Source organism: Vibrio sp. YT-19(2023) (genome assembly GCF_033337395.1).
Map to the genome: position 1 here is coordinate 1 of NZ_JAWOQN010000041.1, position 19,219 is coordinate 19,219.

Here is a 19,219-nt window from a genome sequence, read left to right on the forward strand (position 1 = left end):
GTTTCATTGAAACCTAATTTGATACCGAAGTATCGAATTGGATTATCATCAACGAGTGCCCACACAGATTGATAGGTTCTTATTTTTAAAGAGCTTTTCTAACATTTTCAGCAACTTAGTTGCTCGTCGTTAGGGGTGCGTATCTTACTTTACACCGTGAGAGAGTCAAGCATTTTTTTCAAATTCTTTTTTCTCTCTTCTCGACTCGCTGTGTGACTTTCGTCTCACTCCGTGTCGGTGGATGCGCAGTATAGGGGGTTGAGAAATTAGTACAAGCGTTTTTTGCAAATAAAAAACCAACCGGTCACAAATTATCCAAAAGTGCGATATTTGCATATTTCTTCGTCACATTTGAGACATATCACAGCAATTGGTTGGAAAAACACCAACCATATACGTAAGATTCATGTGTCTATTCTGTTAATGGACAATCGATCTCTTTATCACTATGTGTAGTAATTAAAATGACGTCTAAAAAAAATCTGATTTTATGTGTTGGGCTGGCCATCGTTGGGGGAATCATCTTCTCTCAATTCATCATCCCACCAGCCTTGAGCTTCCTCATTGGTGTTATCGCTACTGCTTTTCTTTTTTCATTTTCTAGCAAAACACCTGTTCTTCAATCTTCGGATCCTGATCCTTCAACTAAAACGCTGTATGTCGGCAACCTTCCTTATAAGGCCAATGAGAGTCATGTTCGCGATTTGTTTGCTGAATATGGACAGGTCTATGCGGTACGCTTAATGAAAGATAAGCGTACTGGAAAAAGAAGAGGGTTTGGTTTTGTAGTGATGGCTGCGGCAGATGCCAAGCCAGCTATCGCTAAACTTAATGAAAAGGAATATATGGAGAGAACGCTAAAAGTGAGAATTGCGAACGATCCTAAACATCCGGATGGTGGTAAACCTGAACAGGATTAAAACCTAGCTTCTTTAAACAAATGTTCAGTGCATCTTCCTGCCAAGGAGTTGCACTGGCATAAATCGACTTACTTCCCTCTTCTGTATCCTCAATTTCATCACTTAATAGCAATGCTTTTACTCGACGTGCAATCGCTGCGCCTGAATCAATTAAAGTAACGTCCCCACCCAAAGCTTGATGAATCTCCTCTTTGATTAAAGGGAAGTGAGTACAACCGAGCACTGCAACATCGACTTTATCGCGAAGGGGAAGCAGGATATTTGTCAGTTCGTCGAGAGAAACGCTGTTGCCTCGCAACTTCTCTTCGGCCATATCTACCAAGCGAGTTGATCCCACCAGCTCAACTGGTTTGCCTTGCGCAAAGTCCCGTATTAACTCGTGAGTATATTGGCGTGTTACTGTCGCCGGAGTGGCGATCAGCCCTACCCCTTTTGATGCTAAAAGCGATGCGGGTTTAATCGCAGGGACAACACCAACAACGGGAATCGATAAATTTTCGCGTAAGGAAGGAAGCACTATGGTGCTCGCCGTGTTGCAAGCAATGACGACAATGTCGACTTGGTGTTCTTCGACTAATGAAGAGACCAGTTGGTTAACTCGTGAAATGAGTACAGCCTGATCGAGTTCACCATAAGGGTAAGCCTGATTATCGAATAAGTATAAGTAGTCTAGCTGGGGCAATAGGCGATGTATCTCTTGGAATACAGAAAGGCCACCAACACCGGAGTCAAAAACTAGGACTTTTTTCTTACTTGCTACTCGCACGAGCCTTACCTAAAGAACAGAAACGTTGCGATCATACTGCGTAGATTTGTTTTGGCAATGCTTTAGCATGGTATCTTTGATGGCTGAATCTATCTCCAGATTCTACATCTCGCTTCGTCAACTCGATATGTCCTTGAAAAGATGGCGAAGACGTGACCAATGTGTGAAATTCACCATTTTCCCCACAGGGATCAATTTGACTTGGTAATGACTCTATTAGGGCTTTGTCATACCAGCGACCACACCATTCTGGAGGGAGAACTCTTCCGTCGATGGTGATTAACATAGTTTGAATACCACGCTCTATGATTTCCATCGCTAGTTTTTCGCTGCTGTCCCCTAATAGAGGAAAGACGCATTCCCAGCCAACAGGTTCAATATAGCTGCGTCGGTAATCGGCAATGCCATTACAAAACATATCACCAAATGCGACAGCTTCTATGTTCAGACCACTACTTTGTAATGCATTAACGATGGTCGATTGATAAATGTCGTTACTTGGAAAGATTTCAGGTAGCTCGATAGTAATGAGCGGAAGCGCAAGTAAGTCTGCTTGCATTTGTACGACTTCAAGCGGAGTTGCTTGGAAAGGGACTTCTTTCCCTACGTAAGTCGTGTACAAACCGACAACTTGATAATTTGGATTCTCGTTAAGGCGCTCAAGCGTTAATGTCGAATCTTTACCACTGGACCAACTGATCACCACTCGCTTGGGTTTCTTCATTCGATTTTCCACCACAAAATATTAAAAACCGCCCGAAGGCGGTTTGTGCTCATTCACGATTAGAATTCGTAGCCAACGTTGATATAGTACGCTCGCTCTGCAGCGGGGTAACCTTTTGCCATCTCATACTCTTCATCAAGTAGATTATCGATACGAGCGCTAATAGAGGTCGACTCATTCGGATAGTAAGTCACTGCCGTATCAACCAACGAGTAAGAAGAAAGCGTGATATCTTGTGAAGGCCAAGTGCTGTAATCCACATCTGGACGCTTACCGACGTACTGATAGCTAACCGACCAATCCACTTTATCGAAGCTCACTAAAGCATTCCACTTATACATTTCTTTAGCGCGACGCTGCAACTGATGCCCTTTATCGTCTTCAGCATCTTTGTAATCTGCACTCAACTGGTGCTGCACAATCCCTGTATCAAACTCAGCAACAAGCTCCACACCTTGGATATGTGTTTCACCATCGACATTCAAATATTTGTATGTGGTTGGATGGTAATCGATAAGATTCGTGATTTTATAGTCATAACCCGTTACGGACCAAAAAACGCCTTGGACATCACCGCTGAATGCTAGCTCCCAAGCATCTGACTCTTCCGGCTTCAGATCTTTCTCACCGTATGTTGGGTCATACTGCTGATATAGGTTTGGAGCCTTAAACGCAGTACCAAAAGAAGCTTTAACCCCAAACTCTGGCACAAACTGGTAACCAGCCGCTAAGCTGTAAGTGAACTCACTACCGTATTCTTCGTTATCATCAAGGCGAGCACTGCCCTCAAGCATTGCTTTATCAATACTGGTGGTTGCCATACCAAACAGAGCGCCATTGGTACGATCAAACGTTTTATTCGCACTCTTGTCTTTATAAGACTCGTTGCGCCAATCAATACCACCAGCCAACGTCGTATTGTTGTTTAGCAAGTAACTGTTGGTCCACTGGACATTTTGCTGCTCAAGTTCATCTTCAGTACCTGAGTGTTTGCCTTTTGCTTGCTCATAGTTCCAAGACTTCTGTTTCTGTGCTGTTACTTGTAGTTCTGACATCACATTATCAGACTGATACTTACCGCCCAGAGTGACAGAAAGATCGTCTTTTTCTGCTTCGTAGTAACCGCGACTGCCGTAGCTGCTGTCATATTGATAAACATTTTCGTAAGCACGTAGGTTACCAAATGCAGACCACTGATCATTGAAGTTATGCACGTAACCTAGCAGACCATTCTTTGTATCAAAGCCATGGCGATCGCCGTCATTAACTCCCGGTACAGGACGAACGTTATAACCATCATCACTTTCACTACCAAGCGCGATATTTAGCTGGCCGCTCTCTGTGACTTTAATACCAGATGCCACACTCAATTCTTGATAATCTAAACTACCTAAACCCGCACTTAACTTCGTTCCTTCTTCGTCAGCACGCGCAATGGTGATGATATTGATCACGCCACCAATCGCTTCTGAGCCATAAAGTGACGCACGCGCACCACGCACGTACTCAATACGTTGAACGTAAGTAAGTGGGATTTGGTTAAAGTCCACAGCGCCCTTCGCTGCTCGTGCAAAACGTACGCCATCAACCAGTACTAAAACTTGGTCGGAACTGGTTCCACGAACAAATAAAGACGCTAACTGACCACGACCACCATTTTGTGAAACTTGAATCCCTGTAAGACGACGCAATACATCTGGTAGGGTTTTCGCTTGAATGCGATCGATGTCTTGTCGAGTAACTACTTCGACATCTGCCAACGTACGGCTTTCGGCTTGCTCAAAACGGTTTGCCGTAACAACGATGGTTTCGTCAGTGGAGGTTTCTTGGGCCTGTAGATAAGAGACAGGTGAAAGCAGCGATGCCAAAGTGATCGCCAGTGCGGATTTTCTCATTGTATTGTCCTAAATCGCGTAATTCCTTCCGAGCCCTGTCATCATGACAGTCCAGTGCTGTGGCTCAGTTGTTGGCAGGTATTCGGACTCAAGAGCACGGGTGTACCGCCTACTTGCTCGACTTCCCACATAAACTAATGCAGTGTCTGATGAGCGTTCGTTCTCTTTTACCGCTGCGCGTCAGTTCTGGATTCACACCAGATTCCCATTTCAGCCATCTAGATTGCTAGATAGCACCAACTTGAGGCAAATATTATTCAGCTATTGATTATTTGTCCAGCCAATATTGCCCTTAGAAGTTGTAACGTTTTGATTGATTTTGCTTTCTACTCTGCCTGTACGCACTATCTTTAAATCAATTCCAGTACAAAACTGGACATCCTATTGAGATTGAATAAAATCTGCGCTCTTAAATTGAATGCACCATAAAAGGTAAGATCATGGCTACTCTTGATGTAAACCCACAACGCTACCAAGAACAACTGGCTGAAAAAGTCGAACGTCTCACGGATATGTTCGCGCCATACAACATGCCAGAACTGGAAGTGTTTGAATCACCAGAGCAGCACTACCGCATGCGTGCTGAGTTCCGTGTTTGGCATGAAGGCGAAGATCTTTACTACATCATGTTCAACCAAGAAACTCGTGAGAAGTACCGTGTTGACCAATTCCCTGCAGCAAGCCGTCTGATCAACGACCTGATGCCGCTATTGGTTGAAGCGATGAAAGACAACGACTCACTACGTCGTAAACTGTTCCAAGTGGATTTCCTATCGACGCTAAGTGGTGAGATTCTGGTTTCACTCCTTTACCATCGCCAACTTGATGAAGAGTGGATTGAAAACGCGAAAGCCCTTAAACAGCGTTTAAATGATGAAGGCTTTAACCTAAACATCATTGGTCGCGCTCGTAAGATGAAGATTGTCCTAGACCGAGACTACGTTATCGAGAAGCTCGATGTAAATGGTCAAAGCTACATCTACCAACAAGTAGAGAACAGCTTCACTCAGCCGAACGGCAAAGTCGCAGAGAAGATGCTGGAATGGGCGGTCGACTGTACCCAAGAAAGCACTGGCGACCTACTAGAGCTTTACTGTGGTAACGGTAACTTCTCGCTGGCGTTGGCACAGAATTTCGACCGCGTACTGGCAACTGAGCTAGCGAAGCCATCTGTGGTATCTGCACAGTACAACATCGCCGCCAATAAGATTGATAACGTACAAATCTTACGTCTATCGGCAGAGGAATTTACTCAAGCGATCGAAGGTAAGCGTGAATTCCGTCGTCTACAAGATGCAGGTGTGGATCTGAAGAGCTACAACTGCAACACGATTTTTGTCGATCCACCACGTGCTGGGATGGATGTCGATACTTGTAAAATGGTGCAAGGTTACGAGCGCATCATGTACATCTCTTGTAACCCTGAGACTCTAAAAGAGAACTTGGACATTCTATGCGAAACACACAACGTGACGCGTTTTGCTCTGTTTGACCAATTCCCTTATACCCACCACATGGAAGCTGGCGTGCTATTGGAACGTAAAGCTTAGTCCACCAGCTTCAGACAAAAAAAAGCGAGCTCAATGGCTCGCTTTTTTTAATTTGATTCGTTTGCTTATTCCGCAGAAGTCTTCTTGCTGACAAAACCTAGCTTCTTACCAATCCATGCGAGTAAGATCATTGAAACCATGATCGCGAAGAAGTTTGAGCCTGCTTCTGGGTATTGCGCTTTAATAAACGCAGAGTGACCAAACGCACCTACGAAGAAACACGCCAAGCCAACCAATGGGATATCTTCTGATACCGGATTATTTAGGTACTCTTGGTAAAGAGCTTGTACAGCCAGTACGAGTGCAATCAATGGGAAGATTGAAAACGATACTTCACTCATGGTCAACCATGACAACAAAGCATCACCACACATACCTGCAACCAGTGCCAAAATCAGCGTTTTCTTTTCAGATTTATTTCCATTCGACATTATTCTATCCCGCCTTTTAATCGGTTACGTTCACGTTCTTTGCGATACCAATAGGCCCCTTTGGCTATCATTCGCAATTGCATGATCAATCGCTCGGCGAGTTCATCGCGCTCACGTCGATCTAAATCTAAAGCTTCAGCCCCCGAACTGAAAACCAAAGTCACAGACGCTTCTGCTTGAGTATACGCCTCTTCTCTGGTCACGCCGGTGCTCATTAAATACTCGGTTAATTCTGCCGCAAAATGCTGGATTTCTCGAGCAACAGCGGTACGAAATTCAGCAGAAGTGCCGGAGCGCTCACGCAACAACAAACGAAAAACGTTCGGACTACTTTCAATGAATTCCATAAAGGTTTCGACCGAGGTACGAATTACGCTACCTTCTTTCACAATACGTTGACGCGCCTGACGCATCAGTTGACGTAGTAGCAAACCGCCTTCATCGACCATAGTTAAGCCTAGCTCATCCATATCTTTGAAGTGACGGTAAAAAGAAGTCGGTGCAATCCCTGCCTCTCGGGCGACTTCTCGCAAGCTAAGGCTGGAAAAGCTGCGATCCGCACTTAACTGACTAAATGCCGCATCGATCAATGATCGACGTGTCTTCTCTTTTTGCTGTGCGCGGATTCCCATCGATTTCATTCTTAACTTGCTCTTTTTCTATAGGGTACAAGAGCCTCAATATAACGCAATTTGCTCCTACGGAGAAAGATATGTTGCTTCGCTCGCTCTGAGCGCCGAGAACGTTACTATTGGCATGCATCTAATTGCAATGTTCTCGATGCAATTTATAGACATACAACATACCAAATCACCCTTTTGGTCGATTCTGCGTGATCACTTCCACTCTCTAACAGGCATTACGTGTACCAATAGAGTAAATGAGTTAAAATCGCGCTAAAGCAATGTTAAGCAAATATAACAAGGAAGGCATCATGGCGCATGTTAATCACTATGACGTGATCGTAATCGGTAGTGGCCCTGGCGGAGAAGGGGCTGCAATGGGATTAACCAAAGCGGGACTGAATGTTGCCATTGTCGAGAAAGAAAGCAGTGTCGGCGGCGGTTGTACTCACTGGGGAACTATTCCATCAAAAGCACTGCGTCATGCCGTTAGCCGCATCATCGAATTTAATAGCAACCCGCTATTTTGTCGAAACAACACCAGCGTTCATGCAACATTTTCTGACATTTTAGGTCATGCTAAATCGGTCATTGATAAGCAAACTCGACTTCGTCAGGGCTTTTATGACCGTAACTCATGCACACTTTTGTTCGGAACCGCGCGATTTATCGATAACTACTCAATTGCAGTAATGCAAAGCGACGGCACAGAAGAAATCTATTCAGCGGATAAGTTTGTCATCGCGACGGGTTCTCGTCCGTATCAGCCTAACGACGTAGATTTCTTGCATGAGCGCATCTACGACAGTGATTCCATTTTGAGCCTGAAACACGACCCTCGCCATATCATCATTTACGGTGCGGGCGTTATAGGTTGTGAATACGCTTCTATCTTCCGCGGCCTTGGAGTGAAAACCGACCTTATCAATACCCGAGACCGCTTGTTGGAGTTTTTGGATAACGAAGTGTCAGATGCGCTGTCTTACCACTTCTGGAACAGCGGTGTGGTAATTCGTAATGATGAGACCTATGAAAAAATCGAAGGCACAGAAGATGGCGTGATTATTCACCTACAATCTGGCAAGAAGATGAAGGCAGACTGCTTGTTGTATGCGAATGGTCGAACAGGTAACACCGATAAGTTGAATTTGGGTGCAGTGGGTCTGGAAGCGGACTCTCGCGGACAACTAAAAGTAAACCGTAACTACCAAACCGATATCGAACACATTTACGCTGTAGGCGATGTCATCGGTTACCCTAGCCTTGCAAGCGCCGCTTATGACCAAGGGCGATTTGTCGCACAAGCCATTACGAAAGGTCAGGCAGAAAACTATCTGATTGATGATATTCCAACGGGTATCTACACCATCCCAGAGATTAGCTCTGTGGGTAAAACCGAGCAAGAGCTAACAGCTGCGAAAGTACCGTATGAAGTAGGACGCTCTTCGTTCAAGCATCTAGCTCGTGCACAGATCGCAGGAAAAGACATCGGTAGCTTGAAGATATTGTTCCATCGTGAAACCAAAGAAATTTTAGGGATTCACTGTTTTGGCGAACGTGCCGCGGAAATTATCCACATCGGTCAAGCCATTATGGAGCAAAAAGGCTCAGCGAATAACATCGAGTATTTCGTCAATACCACCTTCAACTATCCAACAATGGCCGAAGCGTATCGTGTCGCTGCGTTGAATGGTTTGAACCGCTTGTTCTAATCTATGCTTCTTGATAGCAGAAAGAAAAACAGCAGGCTTGGACCTGCTGTTTTTATATCAACATTGTGCTAGGAAGGTATCCTTGTGCCATTGGTAGAGAAAGATAACCCCTAAACCAATACCCCGCATCAACATAAAGCTCGTCATTGCAAACCACAGCGCGTGATTTTCCCACTCGGCGAACAAGTAAAAGACAACGAAGAAACTGCTGGTCGCGACAAACATACTATTGCGCATGTCTTTGCCTTTGGTTGCACCGACAAAAATGCCATCCAATAGAAAGCACCACATCGACACAAGTGGCATCACCACCAGCCAAGGTAGATACACCGCTGCTTGCTGTTGTACCGTCTCAATTGAAGTGATCATGGCGATCAACTGCGATCCCGCCAAACCAAAGAGCGCGGTCAGTCCTAAGCAAATAACCAAACTCCAAAAGAAAGTGCCGACAAGCGATGCACTCAATTGTTGCCTATCTTTGGCACCAATCGCCTTCCCGACCATGGCCTCCATTGCGTAAGCAAAGCCATCCATGCCATACGAGATAATCATCAGGAAGCTCATCAGAACCGCATTTGCAGCGACAACCTCATCACCAAAGCTCGCACCTTGGAACGTCATAAAGCTAAAAGCCGCTTGCAGACACAAAGAGCGCAAGAAAATATCGCGATTCAATTTCACGAAGCGCCCTAAACCGTGTTGAGTGCTGGCTAGCAACTTTTGAGGTGATGGTAATTGTCTCTCTCGCCAGGTTTTCCAGACACACATGAGACCAAAACCCATGCCTGAGTAGTCAGCAATCACCGATGCCAGCGCAGCGCCTTCTACTTTCCACCCCAAACCAATCACAAACAACAAATCGAGGGCAATATTCGTCACGTTGGTGATGATCACCATCCACATTGGTGCTTTGGAATTTTGCGTCCCGAGCAGCCACCCCAACAACACAAAGTTCATTAGCGCAGCGGGGGCACTCCACACACGGATAGAGAAATATTGCATGCCGTAGTGTTTTACCTCTGCGCTGGCGTCACTCCAGCCAAAGATCAAATCAGCAATCGGGTTATGGGCAATAAGGAAGACTAACGCAAACAGCAGCGCCATAAGTGAGCCTTGCATAAACACCAAGGCAAGTTGCTTTCGGTCTTCACCGCCATAGGACTGCGCCGCCAACCCTGTAGTCGACATACGCAAAAAACCAAGCAGCCAAAACGTCACGCTGATCATGGTGCTGCCCAACGCAACACCGCCCAAATACCAAGCGTGGTCTAGATGACCAATCACCGCAGCATCGACCAAACCGAGCAATGGAACAGTAATATTCGACAGCACCATAGGTATCGCTAAAGCTAAGACTTGGCGATGAACTTTTGGGTTAGATAAAGGAGAGAAGATTGAATTTGTCACAGGCACCTCATCAGTAAGATCGACGAGTGTACCTGAGCGCTTAACGACTAGCCAATTACCACTTGATGTGAACGAGGACTGGCGTGAGGCGATGCTTCAGCATTGGAATCTTATTAAGCCAACGCTGCCAAGCTTTCCAACGAGAACAGAATCTATCGAATGGCGAGAAAGCTTTCACCCATTGTGCCCATGGTAACCATTGCAATATCTGTGCTGCAGGCGCTTCAAAGCCATGAGCATAACGATCAGAGCCAAGCTTTTGCCCCCACTTGGTTTCCGTTAAATCTCCTGCCAGCACCATACACAGTTCAGCAGAAACAAAATGTCGACCCAAGGTTTGAATAAATTTCGCGACTTGACGCTCTGTGCAATCGAGCAGTGCCATTTCACATAAAATGAGCACCGGTGCTTGCTCTGGAATGGCTAACGTCTCTAGCCACGACATTTCATCCACACTGCCACAGCGATGTTCATAGCGTTCATTTTTGTGGAACAAGCGCTGACGCCATACCAAATTTTCCGTCACATCCAGCTCTATCCAATGGCAGCGTCCATTATCCAAACGATAAAAGCGGGTATCCAGCCCCGCTCCGACATTGATTATCCAGGCATCGGGACACTGCTGTAAGAAGTGGTTAACCTGCTGGTCACAAAGCTGAGTCAGCGTCACGTGCAGCAATTGCTTCTGCGCAATATCACCACTCAAACAATCCGGCGCCATCTTACAGCTCAAACACGCTTTAGCAGCTATCGGATCGTACACCAAGCCATTGTCGACCATGCTTTCACGGCTACGCAATAACAGTGGCTTTAATAAATGGTTAGGAACTTGATGTTTAGACTGAGACATGGGCATTTCCTGCGCCAGAGAGAAAACATAGACATTAATAAAGATGATAATGAATATCAATTACATTATCAAGCTTATAAATTGGTCAAAACAAACAATGTCAAGATGATGAGCAAGCTTTTGGAGGAAGTAGAAAAAGAGAAAAGACAAAACAGCCCAGATCAACTGGGCTGCTTAAATACACTTACATCCAATCGGTATTACGAATAATACCAACGGCTAAACCTTCAATCGTAAGGTGCTGAGACGTTAAGTCCACTTGGATTGGGGCAAACTCTTCATTCTCAGCATGCAGTAATATGGTTGAACCTTTGCGCTCCAAACGCTTCACAGTCACATCATCATCAACACGCGCAACGACAACTTGACCGTCTCTCACGTCTTGGGTTTTATGCACCGCGAGCAAATCGCCATCCATAATCCCGATGTCTTTCATACTCTCGCCATTTACACGAAGTAAGAAATCCGCTTGCGGTTTGAACATCGCAGGATCGACTTGGTAGTGCGCCTCTACGTGCTCTTGAGCCAGAATTGGCTCACCCGCTGCGACTTGACCAATCAAAGGCAAACCCTGCTCATCATTGGCTGCGTCTTCAAGCAGGATACGAATCCCACGAGAAGCGCCTGGAATAATTTCAATTGCTTGCTTACGAGCAAGCGCTTTTAGGTGTTCCTCTGCGGCATTCGCAGAGCGGAAGCCAAGCTCACGCGCAATCTCTGCACGAGTTGGTGGCATTCCGGTGTCATCGATTTTACTTTTGATCAAATCGAAGACTTGTTGTTGGCGTGGCGTTAACGGCTTCATGTCTCACCTGTCTTTTTATACAGTTAACTGTGAGTATATCCAGTAAATGCTCAAATGAAAACCCAATTGGTTGTTTTTTAATTTATTTGTGGGGAGCTTTCAGCTTACCGATTAAGTTCATTCTTTATTCGTTTAAAACACCGACTTTTCAGTTAATCAAGGTAAAGCAATAACTTAGGGGTTCGACTAATTTACAGCCAATAAAATTAAAAGGTTTGACCAGTTTCTGGTATCCTTGCAGCGCTTAAATTTTATCGCCTAGGCTTATTTCTATTGCCGTACTCATCTCTTTTTATAGAGAAGACATGCAAAGCGGAAACTGAAATAAGGTTAGGCCTGTTTGAATACCTATTGAGGCTGTGAACTTTATGTCTTCTGGACAATCATTTTCACGTTCATTACTAAAACTACCTTTATCGGTACTGGTAAAGGGCACCGCAATCCCGTCGAACCCGATTGAAGATCTGAACATCGACCTAACTAAACCGATTGTATATGCCCTGCCGTTCCGCTCGAACGTGGATTTGCTGACACTGCAAAAACAAGCCATGAGCCTTGGTCTACCCGACCCGCTCAGCCCGCTGGAAATCAATGGCAAAACGCTGAACCGTTTCGTCTTTATCGCTGCGCGTCCAACTGTGATGAACAACGATAATGATGTCCCAACCGATTCTGTTTCTCTGTTCACTGACTTACTGGAACTGCACAAGCTGGATAGTGAGTTGGATGTTCAAATGATCCCTGCAACCGTGCTTTGGGGTCGTAAGCCAGGTAAAGAAGAGAACCAAAAGCCTTACCTTCAACCGATGAATGGTCCGCAAAAAGCCAAAGCGGTAATGGCGGCGGGACGCGACTGCTTAGTTCGCTTTAGTCCCGTGGTATCTCTGCGTTATATGGCAGACTCCCACGGTACCGACAGCGCAATTGCGCACAAACTGGCTCGCGTGGCGCGTATCCACTTCTCACGCCAGAAACTGGCTGCTTCAGGCCCAAACCTGCCACAACGCCAAGTGTTGTTTGCTCGTTTACTAAAGTCTCCAGCTATTGAACTGGCGATTGCTGACGAAGCCAAGAGCAAAAACATCTCGATTGATAAGGCACGTAAAGAAGCCCACGACATCATGGATGAAATCGCTGCCGACTTCTCCTATAGTCTGGTGAAAAACGGCGACCGCATCCTGAGTTGGTTATGGACAAAACTATACCAAGGTTTGCACATCAATAACGCCTCGACTGTGCGTCGTTTAGCGCAAGACGGCCACGAAATTGTGTACGTTCCGTGTCACCGTAGTCACATGGACTACCTGCTGTTGTCTTATGTTTTATACCATGAAGGCATGGTGCCTCCGCACATTGCGGCAGGCATTAACTTGAACTTCTTCCCGGCCGGTCCTCTTTTCCGTCGTGGTGGGGCGTTCTTTATTCGTCGTAGTTTTAAAGGCAACAAACTGTACTCAACCATTTTCCGTGAGTATCTAGCTGAGCTGTTTGCCAAAGGCTATTCAGTCGAGTACTTCAGTGAGGGTGGTCGTTCACGTACAGGTCGCTTACTGCAAGCGAAAACGGGTATGCTGGCTATGACCATCCAAGCAATGCTACGTGGTTTAAACCGCCCAGTAACGCTAGTGCCGGTCTACATCGGCTACGAGCACGTAATGGAAGTGGGCACTTACGCGAAAGAGCTGCGTGGCAAACGCAAAGAGAAAGAAAACGCAGGGCTTGTACTGCGTACTCTGCGTAAACTGCGTAACTTTGGTTTGGGCTATGTGAACTTCGGTGAGCCAATTCAGCTCAACCAATACTTGAACGAGCATGCTCCTGAGTGGACGAAAGACATCGACAGCATGGGTGGTAACAAACCACAATGGATGAATCCTGTGGTGAACGACCTTGCTAATAAGATGATGACGCACATCAACGATGCGGCGGCGGCAAACGCGTTGACCTTGTGTGCAACCGCACTGCTTGCTTCTCGTCAACGTGCACTTTCTCGTGACTCGCTGATCAATCAGATTGAGTGTTACTTAAAGCTACTCAAAAATAACCCGTACTCAAGCACCTCCACTATCCCTACCGAAAGTGCTGAGGAGTTGGTCGATCATGCAATTTCGCTTGATAAGTTCGTGATTGAAACCGATAGCATGGGTGACATCATTTCGCTGGACCGTAGCCAATCGATCCTGATGACCTACTATCGCAACAACATCATCCACTTGTTCGCTCTGCCGTCATTAATTGCCCAAATGCTCATTCGTCAGCGCAACCTTTCGGTAGCCAAGATTCAAGCGAATGTCGCGCAAATCTACCCATTCTTGAAGAAAGAGCTGTTCTTAAGTTACCAAGAAGACGAGTTAGATGAATTGGTCGTTAAAACACTGCATGAATTTGCCGATCAGAAAATGATTAGTCTTGATGGTGATAAGCTAGAGATCAATCAATCGAACAACCAGCCTTTGGTTCTGTTAGGTCGAACGATAACTGAAACGCTGCAACGCTACTCTATCGCGATGAACTTGCTTGTTGCTTACCCTGAGCTGGGTAAATCGGACCTAGAGCAGAAGAGCCAAGATATTGCTCAGCGCTTAGGGCGTTTGCACGGTATTAATGCGCCAGAATTCTTCGATAAAGGTGTGTTTACCGCGATGTTCAATACGCTCAAACAGCAAAAATACCTCGATAACGATGGTAACTGTGACACGAAGAAAACGCAGCAATTTGCACGGCTACTGTTCACTCTGCTTTATCCAGAAGTGAAACTGACGATCGAAGAGAGTATTCACCAACTTCGGTCGTAACCGTTTTACCTTCGTCCAATAAGAAAAAAGGCATCCAATCGGATGCCTTTTTCTATTTCTTCGCTTACCAAAATGCGACCAGTAACCCTATCGCTATCACCATGCCAACATAATTGTTGTTAAGGAAAGCCTTAAAGCACAACTCACGCTCACGGTGACGAATTAAGTGCTGCTGATAAACAAACAACGACGCTGCAATCAAAAGGGTCCAGTAGTAACTTTGTCCCAATTGGTAGAACTGCCCTAACCAAACCAACATCGCGAGTGTAATCAGTTGCAAAACACCAATAATAAGCTTGTCATGACGACCAAACAGAATTGCCGTCGATTTAATGCCAATCTTTAGATCATCATCTCGGTCTACCATCGCATATTGAGTGTCGTACGCAATGGTCCACAAAGCGTTAATGAGGAACAAAAACCAAACAATCAATGGTAATTCCCCAGTTTGTGCAGCCCACGCCATTGGAATCGCCCAGCTAAAAGCCAAGCCTAAAAATAGCTGTGGAATATGAGTGTAACGCTTCATAAATGGATAGATGAACGCCAACACAATGCCAGCGAAGGATAGCTGAATCGTCAGCGGGTTCATGGTCAGCACTAACAAAAACGAGCTGATACCCAAAACCAAAAATAATCCAATCGCTTCTTTTGCTGTCACTTTCCCTGATGGCAGTGGACGTTGCTTAGTACGCTTTACATGGCCGTCGACTTTGCGATCTGCAAAATCATTAATCACGCACCCCGCACTACGCATTAGGAATACCCCCAATACAAACACGATGAATACATCCCAACTCGGCATCCCTTGGGCTGAGATAATTAGCGCCCAAATCGTTGGCCACATCAGTAACAGTGAACCAATCGGGCGATCCATGCGCATCAGTTGCCAATATGCTTTGGCTTTTTCTGCGGACATTTACACTGTCTCCTTAGCGTAAACTGGTGAATTAGATAAGAATAACTCGGCGACTAGCATCGGTTTGTGATTCATCCACAACCTTGAGCGTCGCGCTAACAAACGTCCTTCTGGTACGGCTACCCATCCCATTTGTAAAGAGTCTCGCTCAACGTTATCTGCGCTGAACACTGTTAATCCTAATGGGATATCCCCTTGTTGAGCCAAATCATACTGCTGATCAACTAAGGTTGAGCGAGGAATCAATGTCCGCCCAATAACCCAGTTATTATTGTCACCGCACAAAATTACCTCTCTCAGTAAGCAATCTTGTTCGGACAATAACTGGCTTTCGTCCTGTTTTAATGTCGCTGCAGTGACGATCTGATTTTGTAGCAATTCTACCGTTAACGCTTGGCAGTGCTGTTTTAAACGACGTGACAAAGACCCTTGCTCTTCAAGCCAATGCTTGGCAAATTCATTTGGAAATTCGAATTCTTCGGGGTTTTGCCACTCTACTTCCAATAAAGAAGCAAGATAGAGTGATGTTGGCTGATTCATACTAGTATTCAATTGGAGGCTTTATGCGTACAATAAAGCAACAACTTACCGTCCATAGTAATGTATGTAACCGTAAGTTCCGTTATTTGTTATAGACGGCCCATTGTATCAAGACTGAAGCGATTCGAATATCGCGATCCAGAGAAAGAAAAGTTAGAAATATGTACAAACGTTATATAGCCCAAATTATTTTTGCGTTAACCATACTATTCGCCGCACCAAGTTGGGCTGAAACGGAAGAAGCTGGACCTAAGTTGGCATACTTTACCCTAGAGCCTGACCTCACTACTAACTTTTACACCAAAGGCAAAAAGTTAGGTTATGTGCAAGTGCGCATCGACATCATGGTAATGAGTCAACAAGATTTATCAGTTGTTGAGCATCACCAACCTTTGATTCGCGATGCAGTGATTGAATTATTGGGTAAGCAAACAGAAGATACGATTAAGTCCCTTTCTGGCCGAGAAGATCTGCGCAAAACTTTAGTGACGACCCTCAACGAAACGCTTTTGCCTGAAACAGGTAAAACCATCATTGCCGATTTGTTGTTTACAAAATACCTTTATCAATAAACCCAAATCCGTTTTGAACATAAAAAAAGACCGCTCTTGAGCGGTCTTTTCATTTCATCAGCTTTAGGCTTGCTGTTGGTATTTCATCTTGCCTGAATCAAACAGCGCAATCGCCATCCCCGACAGTAGCCCAACTAAGTGAGCGGTGTTTGCAATCGCCATAAATGGCTGCACAAAACCAAGAACTAACCATACCAACATAAAGACGATGATTGGCTTGGGTAGCGTAAGGCCTAAATGTGGCAAGCGGTAACCCAGTATCCACAAATAACCAAGCAGTGCATAGACCACGCCAGACAAGCCGCCGAAGTTAGCCCCTTCAACATAGAACTGGCCTGCCCCTGAAAGCGCTGCCGACACCACAAAGAGTTGCAATAGCTTACCGGAACCGAGACGACGTTCGATGTCGCCACCCAACTGCCACCACCATAGTAAGTTAAACACGATGTGAGTTACTGAAAAGTGCAGTAACGCATGACTTAGCCATCGCCACACTTGCCATTGTTGCCCCTCAAAAGCCGGGAAGTGCAACAACTTAAACACGCCATTGCCAAAGCCAAACATTTGTAACAAGTAGATGATGATACAGACTGTCATGATCAGCAAAGTCATGGGGCCAGCTTTCGCTTTGACCATGCTTATGATACTCGGGTTGGAATAATGAAATGTGCTCTTACGAGTATCGGCAACGTCCCACGAGGCGGCGCTGTATTTTGAATCAGACGGATTAGCAAGGAACTGCTTAAGTTCGGCTTCCGCTTCTATTTCATGCTGGCTATCAGTCAGCCACAGCGCAAACTGCCCATCTCCTTCTGGCATCATTTCGATGTCAATTTGGCGAGAGGCCATATAATCAATAAAGGCTTGCGCCATACGTGGATTATTTAACGTTACCAATCTCTTCATTAACTTCTCACTATCGGTAGTTCTGCTCGATGCCAGGCTTCAAAGCCACCATCTACACTGTACACCTGTTCAAAGCCTTGGTTAACCAAATATTGCGCTGCACCTTGGCTACTAATGCCGTGGTAACACATCACTAGAATAGGTTGTTCGAACTCCACTTCATCCATAAACGCAACGATCGTATCGTTAGTTAAATGATACGCGGACTCCGCATGCGCAACGGCAAACGATTGAGGGTCACGGATATCTACAAGCTTCGCATCACCCTGCTCGAGCAGCGCTTGCGCACCTTGTACATCGATATGCTTAAACTGATCCATTTACTTTCTCATTGTCTTATTAATATACCCAAGCAACCTCGAACCTAACGTACTAATCAGCACCCGTGGTACAGCATAAAATCCATATTTGAAGTTGCTTGGGTATACTGCCGCTATTGTAACCTATCCAACGGCAAACTTAGACACATGGATAATCAGGGTTTTCAAAAGTGTACACATTCCAACCATTTGTGGATAAAGCTGTGAATTGCGTTGATAAAGTGTATTTGGATCTTTTGATCCACAATATGTAGTGATGATCCTGATCTAACTGTGTGTATATCTATAACTATCCCCAGATGGAAAAGTGCTTGAATCCCTTATTTTGTCCGGGTTTCGAACAGTTGATAAATAATTACTTCACAGAGTTATACACAGGTAGCACATAAAATCCGGATCGCAAACGCTATCGATTTTCGATCGACAATAAAAAAGCCGAGATCACATGATCTCGGCTTTCTGTGAAAATCTTACTTTCAATTAGCAGTGGAAATTAAAATTCACCCACGGCCAATTTTAGTTTCTTCATTGCATTTTTTTCTAGCTGGCGAATACGCTCGGCAGAAACACCGAACGCATCAGCTAAGTCTTGCAATGTTGCTTTCTCATCATCTAACCAACGAGAACGCACGATGCGCTGACTACGCTCATCCAAACTCGCTAATGCATGACCCAAGCGATTGTTGGTGTGCATTTCCCAGTTGGCGGCTTCAATGTTGTCGGCCACATCAGACGATTTGTCTTCTAGGTATAGCATCGGCGCTGTGTAAGCGTTTGAACTGTCGTCTTCATCAGTTGGCATATCAAAGGTTGAATCCACCGCCGCTAAGCGTGATTCCATCTCGCGAACTTCAGAAGGCTCAACACCTAACTCGCGCGCAACGGTTTCCACTTCACCGTTGTTAAACCAACCCAAGCGCTTTTTCAACTTACGCAGGTTGAAGAACAATTTACGTTGCGCTTTAGTGGTCGCAATTTTCACGATACGCCAGTTACGTAGCACGTATTCGTGGATCTCTGCTTTGATCCAGTGGACAGCAAAAGAAACCAAGCGAACCCCTACTTCTGGGTTAAAACGCTTAACGGCTTTCATTAGACCGATGTTACCCTCTTGCACAAGATCCGCCATCGGCAAACCGTAGCCAGAGTAACCACGAGCAACGTGAACAACGAATCGTAGGTGCGAAAGAATTAGACCTTTTGCAGCCTCAATCTCACCTTTATAGTGTAATCGTTCTGCCAGCTCACGCTCTTCGTCTGCAGTCAGCATTGGGTAGCTGTTTACTGAGCGAATATAGCTATCAAGGCTATCTTGCGTGACTAGAGCCATCGGATACGCTTCTTTTGTCATTCAATTCCTCATCAATCTCTGATCTGGAGCATTACATTGCAATTTAGCTTCGATATCTTGAACTCAAAATGAACAAGTTTCAAGAAGGGGAAGCAATTATCCATAAACATTTGGTCTAAGCAAGGGTTCAAAA

The 19,219-nt window shown here is 45.3% G+C and carries 18 protein-coding genes and 1 riboswitch; of the genes, 5 read left to right on the plus strand and 13 right to left on the minus strand.

The window, feature by feature from the left end; all coding sequences use genetic code 11:
- Positions 1-464 precede the first annotated feature (464 nt).
- Positions 465-920: an RNA-binding protein gene (locus tag R7E78_RS21310; RefSeq protein WP_017636066.1), complete on the plus strand. Its 456-nt coding sequence runs from the start codon at positions 465-467 to the stop codon at positions 918-920.
- On the opposite strand, the gene murI is transcribed toward R7E78_RS21310, so the two are convergent.
- From murI to btuB, 3 genes are read right to left on the minus strand one after another with little or no spacing between them, the layout of a single operon-like run.
- A complete protein-coding gene (gene murI, locus R7E78_RS21315; RefSeq protein ID WP_005389694.1) occupies positions 883-1,686 on the minus strand; it encodes a glutamate racemase in 804 nt (267 codons plus the stop codon). The genes R7E78_RS21310 and murI overlap by 38 nt on opposite strands.
- 31 nt (positions 1,687-1,717) lie before the next feature.
- On the minus strand, positions 1,718-2,410 hold the full coding sequence (locus R7E78_RS21320) for an adenine nucleotide alpha hydrolase (RefSeq protein ID WP_213886921.1): 693 nt from the start codon (positions 2,408-2,410) through the stop codon (positions 1,718-1,720).
- Positions 2,411-2,469: 59 nt separating this feature from the next.
- On the minus strand, positions 2,470-4,305 hold the full coding sequence (gene btuB, locus R7E78_RS21325) for a TonB-dependent vitamin B12 receptor (protein ID WP_005378674.1): 1,836 nt from the start codon (positions 4,303-4,305) through the stop codon (positions 2,470-2,472).
- 55 nt (positions 4,306-4,360) lie between these two features.
- Positions 4,361-4,561: riboswitch (cobalamin riboswitch) on the minus strand.
- Positions 4,562-4,745: 184 nt separating this feature from the next.
- Here btuB and trmA point away from each other — a divergent pair.
- Positions 4,746-5,855, plus strand: coding sequence for a tRNA (uridine(54)-C5)-methyltransferase TrmA (gene trmA, locus R7E78_RS21330; protein WP_033907263.1), 1,110 nt, complete (start codon positions 4,746-4,748; stop codon positions 5,853-5,855).
- A gap of 65 nt (positions 5,856-5,920) precedes the next feature.
- Here the strand turns inward: trmA and R7E78_RS21335 are convergent, their stop codons facing one another.
- Positions 5,921-6,286 (minus strand): YijD family membrane protein, encoded by a 366-nt coding sequence (locus R7E78_RS21335; protein WP_005378634.1) that lies wholly within the window; start codon positions 6,284-6,286, stop codon positions 5,921-5,923.
- A complete protein-coding gene (gene fabR, locus R7E78_RS21340; RefSeq protein ID WP_005378632.1) occupies positions 6,286-6,927 on the minus strand; it encodes an HTH-type transcriptional repressor FabR in 642 nt (213 codons plus the stop codon). Before fabR ends, R7E78_RS21335 begins: the two co-directional genes overlap by 1 nt.
- A 263-nt stretch (positions 6,928-7,190) precedes the next feature.
- Here fabR and sthA point away from each other — a divergent pair, with 263 nt between their 5' ends.
- Positions 7,191-8,621 carry a Si-specific NAD(P)(+) transhydrogenase gene (gene sthA, locus R7E78_RS21345; RefSeq protein ID WP_186584596.1) on the plus strand — a complete coding sequence of 477 codons (1,431 nt, stop codon included), beginning with the start codon at positions 7,191-7,193 and terminating at the stop codon, positions 8,619-8,621.
- Positions 8,622-8,678: 57 nt separating this feature from the next.
- Here the strand turns inward: sthA and dinF are convergent, their stop codons facing one another.
- The 3 genes from dinF to lexA all read right to left on the minus strand — a co-directional run bounded on the left by dinF (position 8,679) and on the right by lexA (position 11,683).
- Positions 8,679-10,028 (minus strand): MATE family efflux transporter DinF, encoded by a 1,350-nt coding sequence (gene dinF / locus R7E78_RS21350; protein WP_005378678.1) that lies wholly within the window; start codon positions 10,026-10,028, stop codon positions 8,679-8,681.
- Positions 10,029-10,083: 55 nt separating this feature from the next.
- Positions 10,084-10,878 (minus strand): class I SAM-dependent methyltransferase, encoded by a 795-nt coding sequence (locus R7E78_RS21355; protein WP_258508983.1) that lies wholly within the window; start codon positions 10,876-10,878, stop codon positions 10,084-10,086.
- Between the two features lie 184 nt (positions 10,879-11,062).
- Positions 11,063-11,683 (minus strand): transcriptional repressor LexA, encoded by a 621-nt coding sequence (gene lexA / locus R7E78_RS21360; RefSeq protein ID WP_005378682.1) that lies wholly within the window; start codon positions 11,681-11,683, stop codon positions 11,063-11,065.
- Between the two features lie 368 nt (positions 11,684-12,051).
- Here lexA and plsB point away from each other — a divergent pair, with 368 nt between their 5' ends.
- Complete coding sequence (gene plsB / locus R7E78_RS21365; RefSeq protein ID WP_033907264.1) at positions 12,052-14,478, plus strand: glycerol-3-phosphate 1-O-acyltransferase PlsB; 2,427 nt, start codon at positions 12,052-12,054, stop codon at positions 14,476-14,478.
- Positions 14,479-14,542: 64 nt separating this feature from the next.
- On the opposite strand, the gene ubiA is transcribed toward plsB, so the two are convergent.
- On the minus strand, positions 14,543-15,397 hold the full coding sequence (gene ubiA / locus R7E78_RS21370; RefSeq protein ID WP_005378684.1) for a 4-hydroxybenzoate octaprenyltransferase: 855 nt from the start codon (positions 15,395-15,397) through the stop codon (positions 14,543-14,545).
- Positions 15,398-15,937 carry a chorismate lyase gene (locus tag R7E78_RS21375; protein ID WP_005378686.1) on the minus strand — a complete coding sequence of 180 codons (540 nt, stop codon included), beginning with the start codon at positions 15,935-15,937 and terminating at the stop codon, positions 15,398-15,400.
- 161 nt (positions 15,938-16,098) lie between these two features.
- Here R7E78_RS21375 and R7E78_RS21380 point away from each other — a divergent pair, with 161 nt between their 5' ends.
- Positions 16,099-16,509 carry a flagellar basal body-associated protein FliL gene (locus tag R7E78_RS21380; protein WP_005378687.1) on the plus strand — a complete coding sequence of 137 codons (411 nt, stop codon included), beginning with the start codon at positions 16,099-16,101 and terminating at the stop codon, positions 16,507-16,509.
- A gap of 63 nt (positions 16,510-16,572) precedes the next feature.
- Here the strand turns inward: R7E78_RS21380 and glpG are convergent, their stop codons facing one another.
- The 3 genes from glpG to rpoH form a co-directional block, all read right to left on the minus strand.
- On the minus strand, positions 16,573-17,415 hold the full coding sequence (gene glpG / locus R7E78_RS21385; RefSeq protein WP_262607110.1) for a rhomboid family intramembrane serine protease GlpG: 843 nt from the start codon (positions 17,413-17,415) through the stop codon (positions 16,573-16,575).
- Positions 17,415-17,735, minus strand: coding sequence for a thiosulfate sulfurtransferase GlpE (gene glpE / locus R7E78_RS21390; protein ID WP_005378691.1), 321 nt, complete (start codon positions 17,733-17,735; stop codon positions 17,415-17,417). The genes glpG and glpE overlap by 1 nt, the downstream gene beginning before the upstream one ends.
- A 493-nt stretch (positions 17,736-18,228) precedes the next feature.
- On the minus strand, positions 18,229-19,086 hold the full coding sequence (rpoH, locus tag R7E78_RS21395) for an RNA polymerase sigma factor RpoH (RefSeq protein WP_318058217.1): 858 nt from the start codon (positions 19,084-19,086) through the stop codon (positions 18,229-18,231).
- Positions 19,087-19,219: the final 133 nt, after the last annotated feature.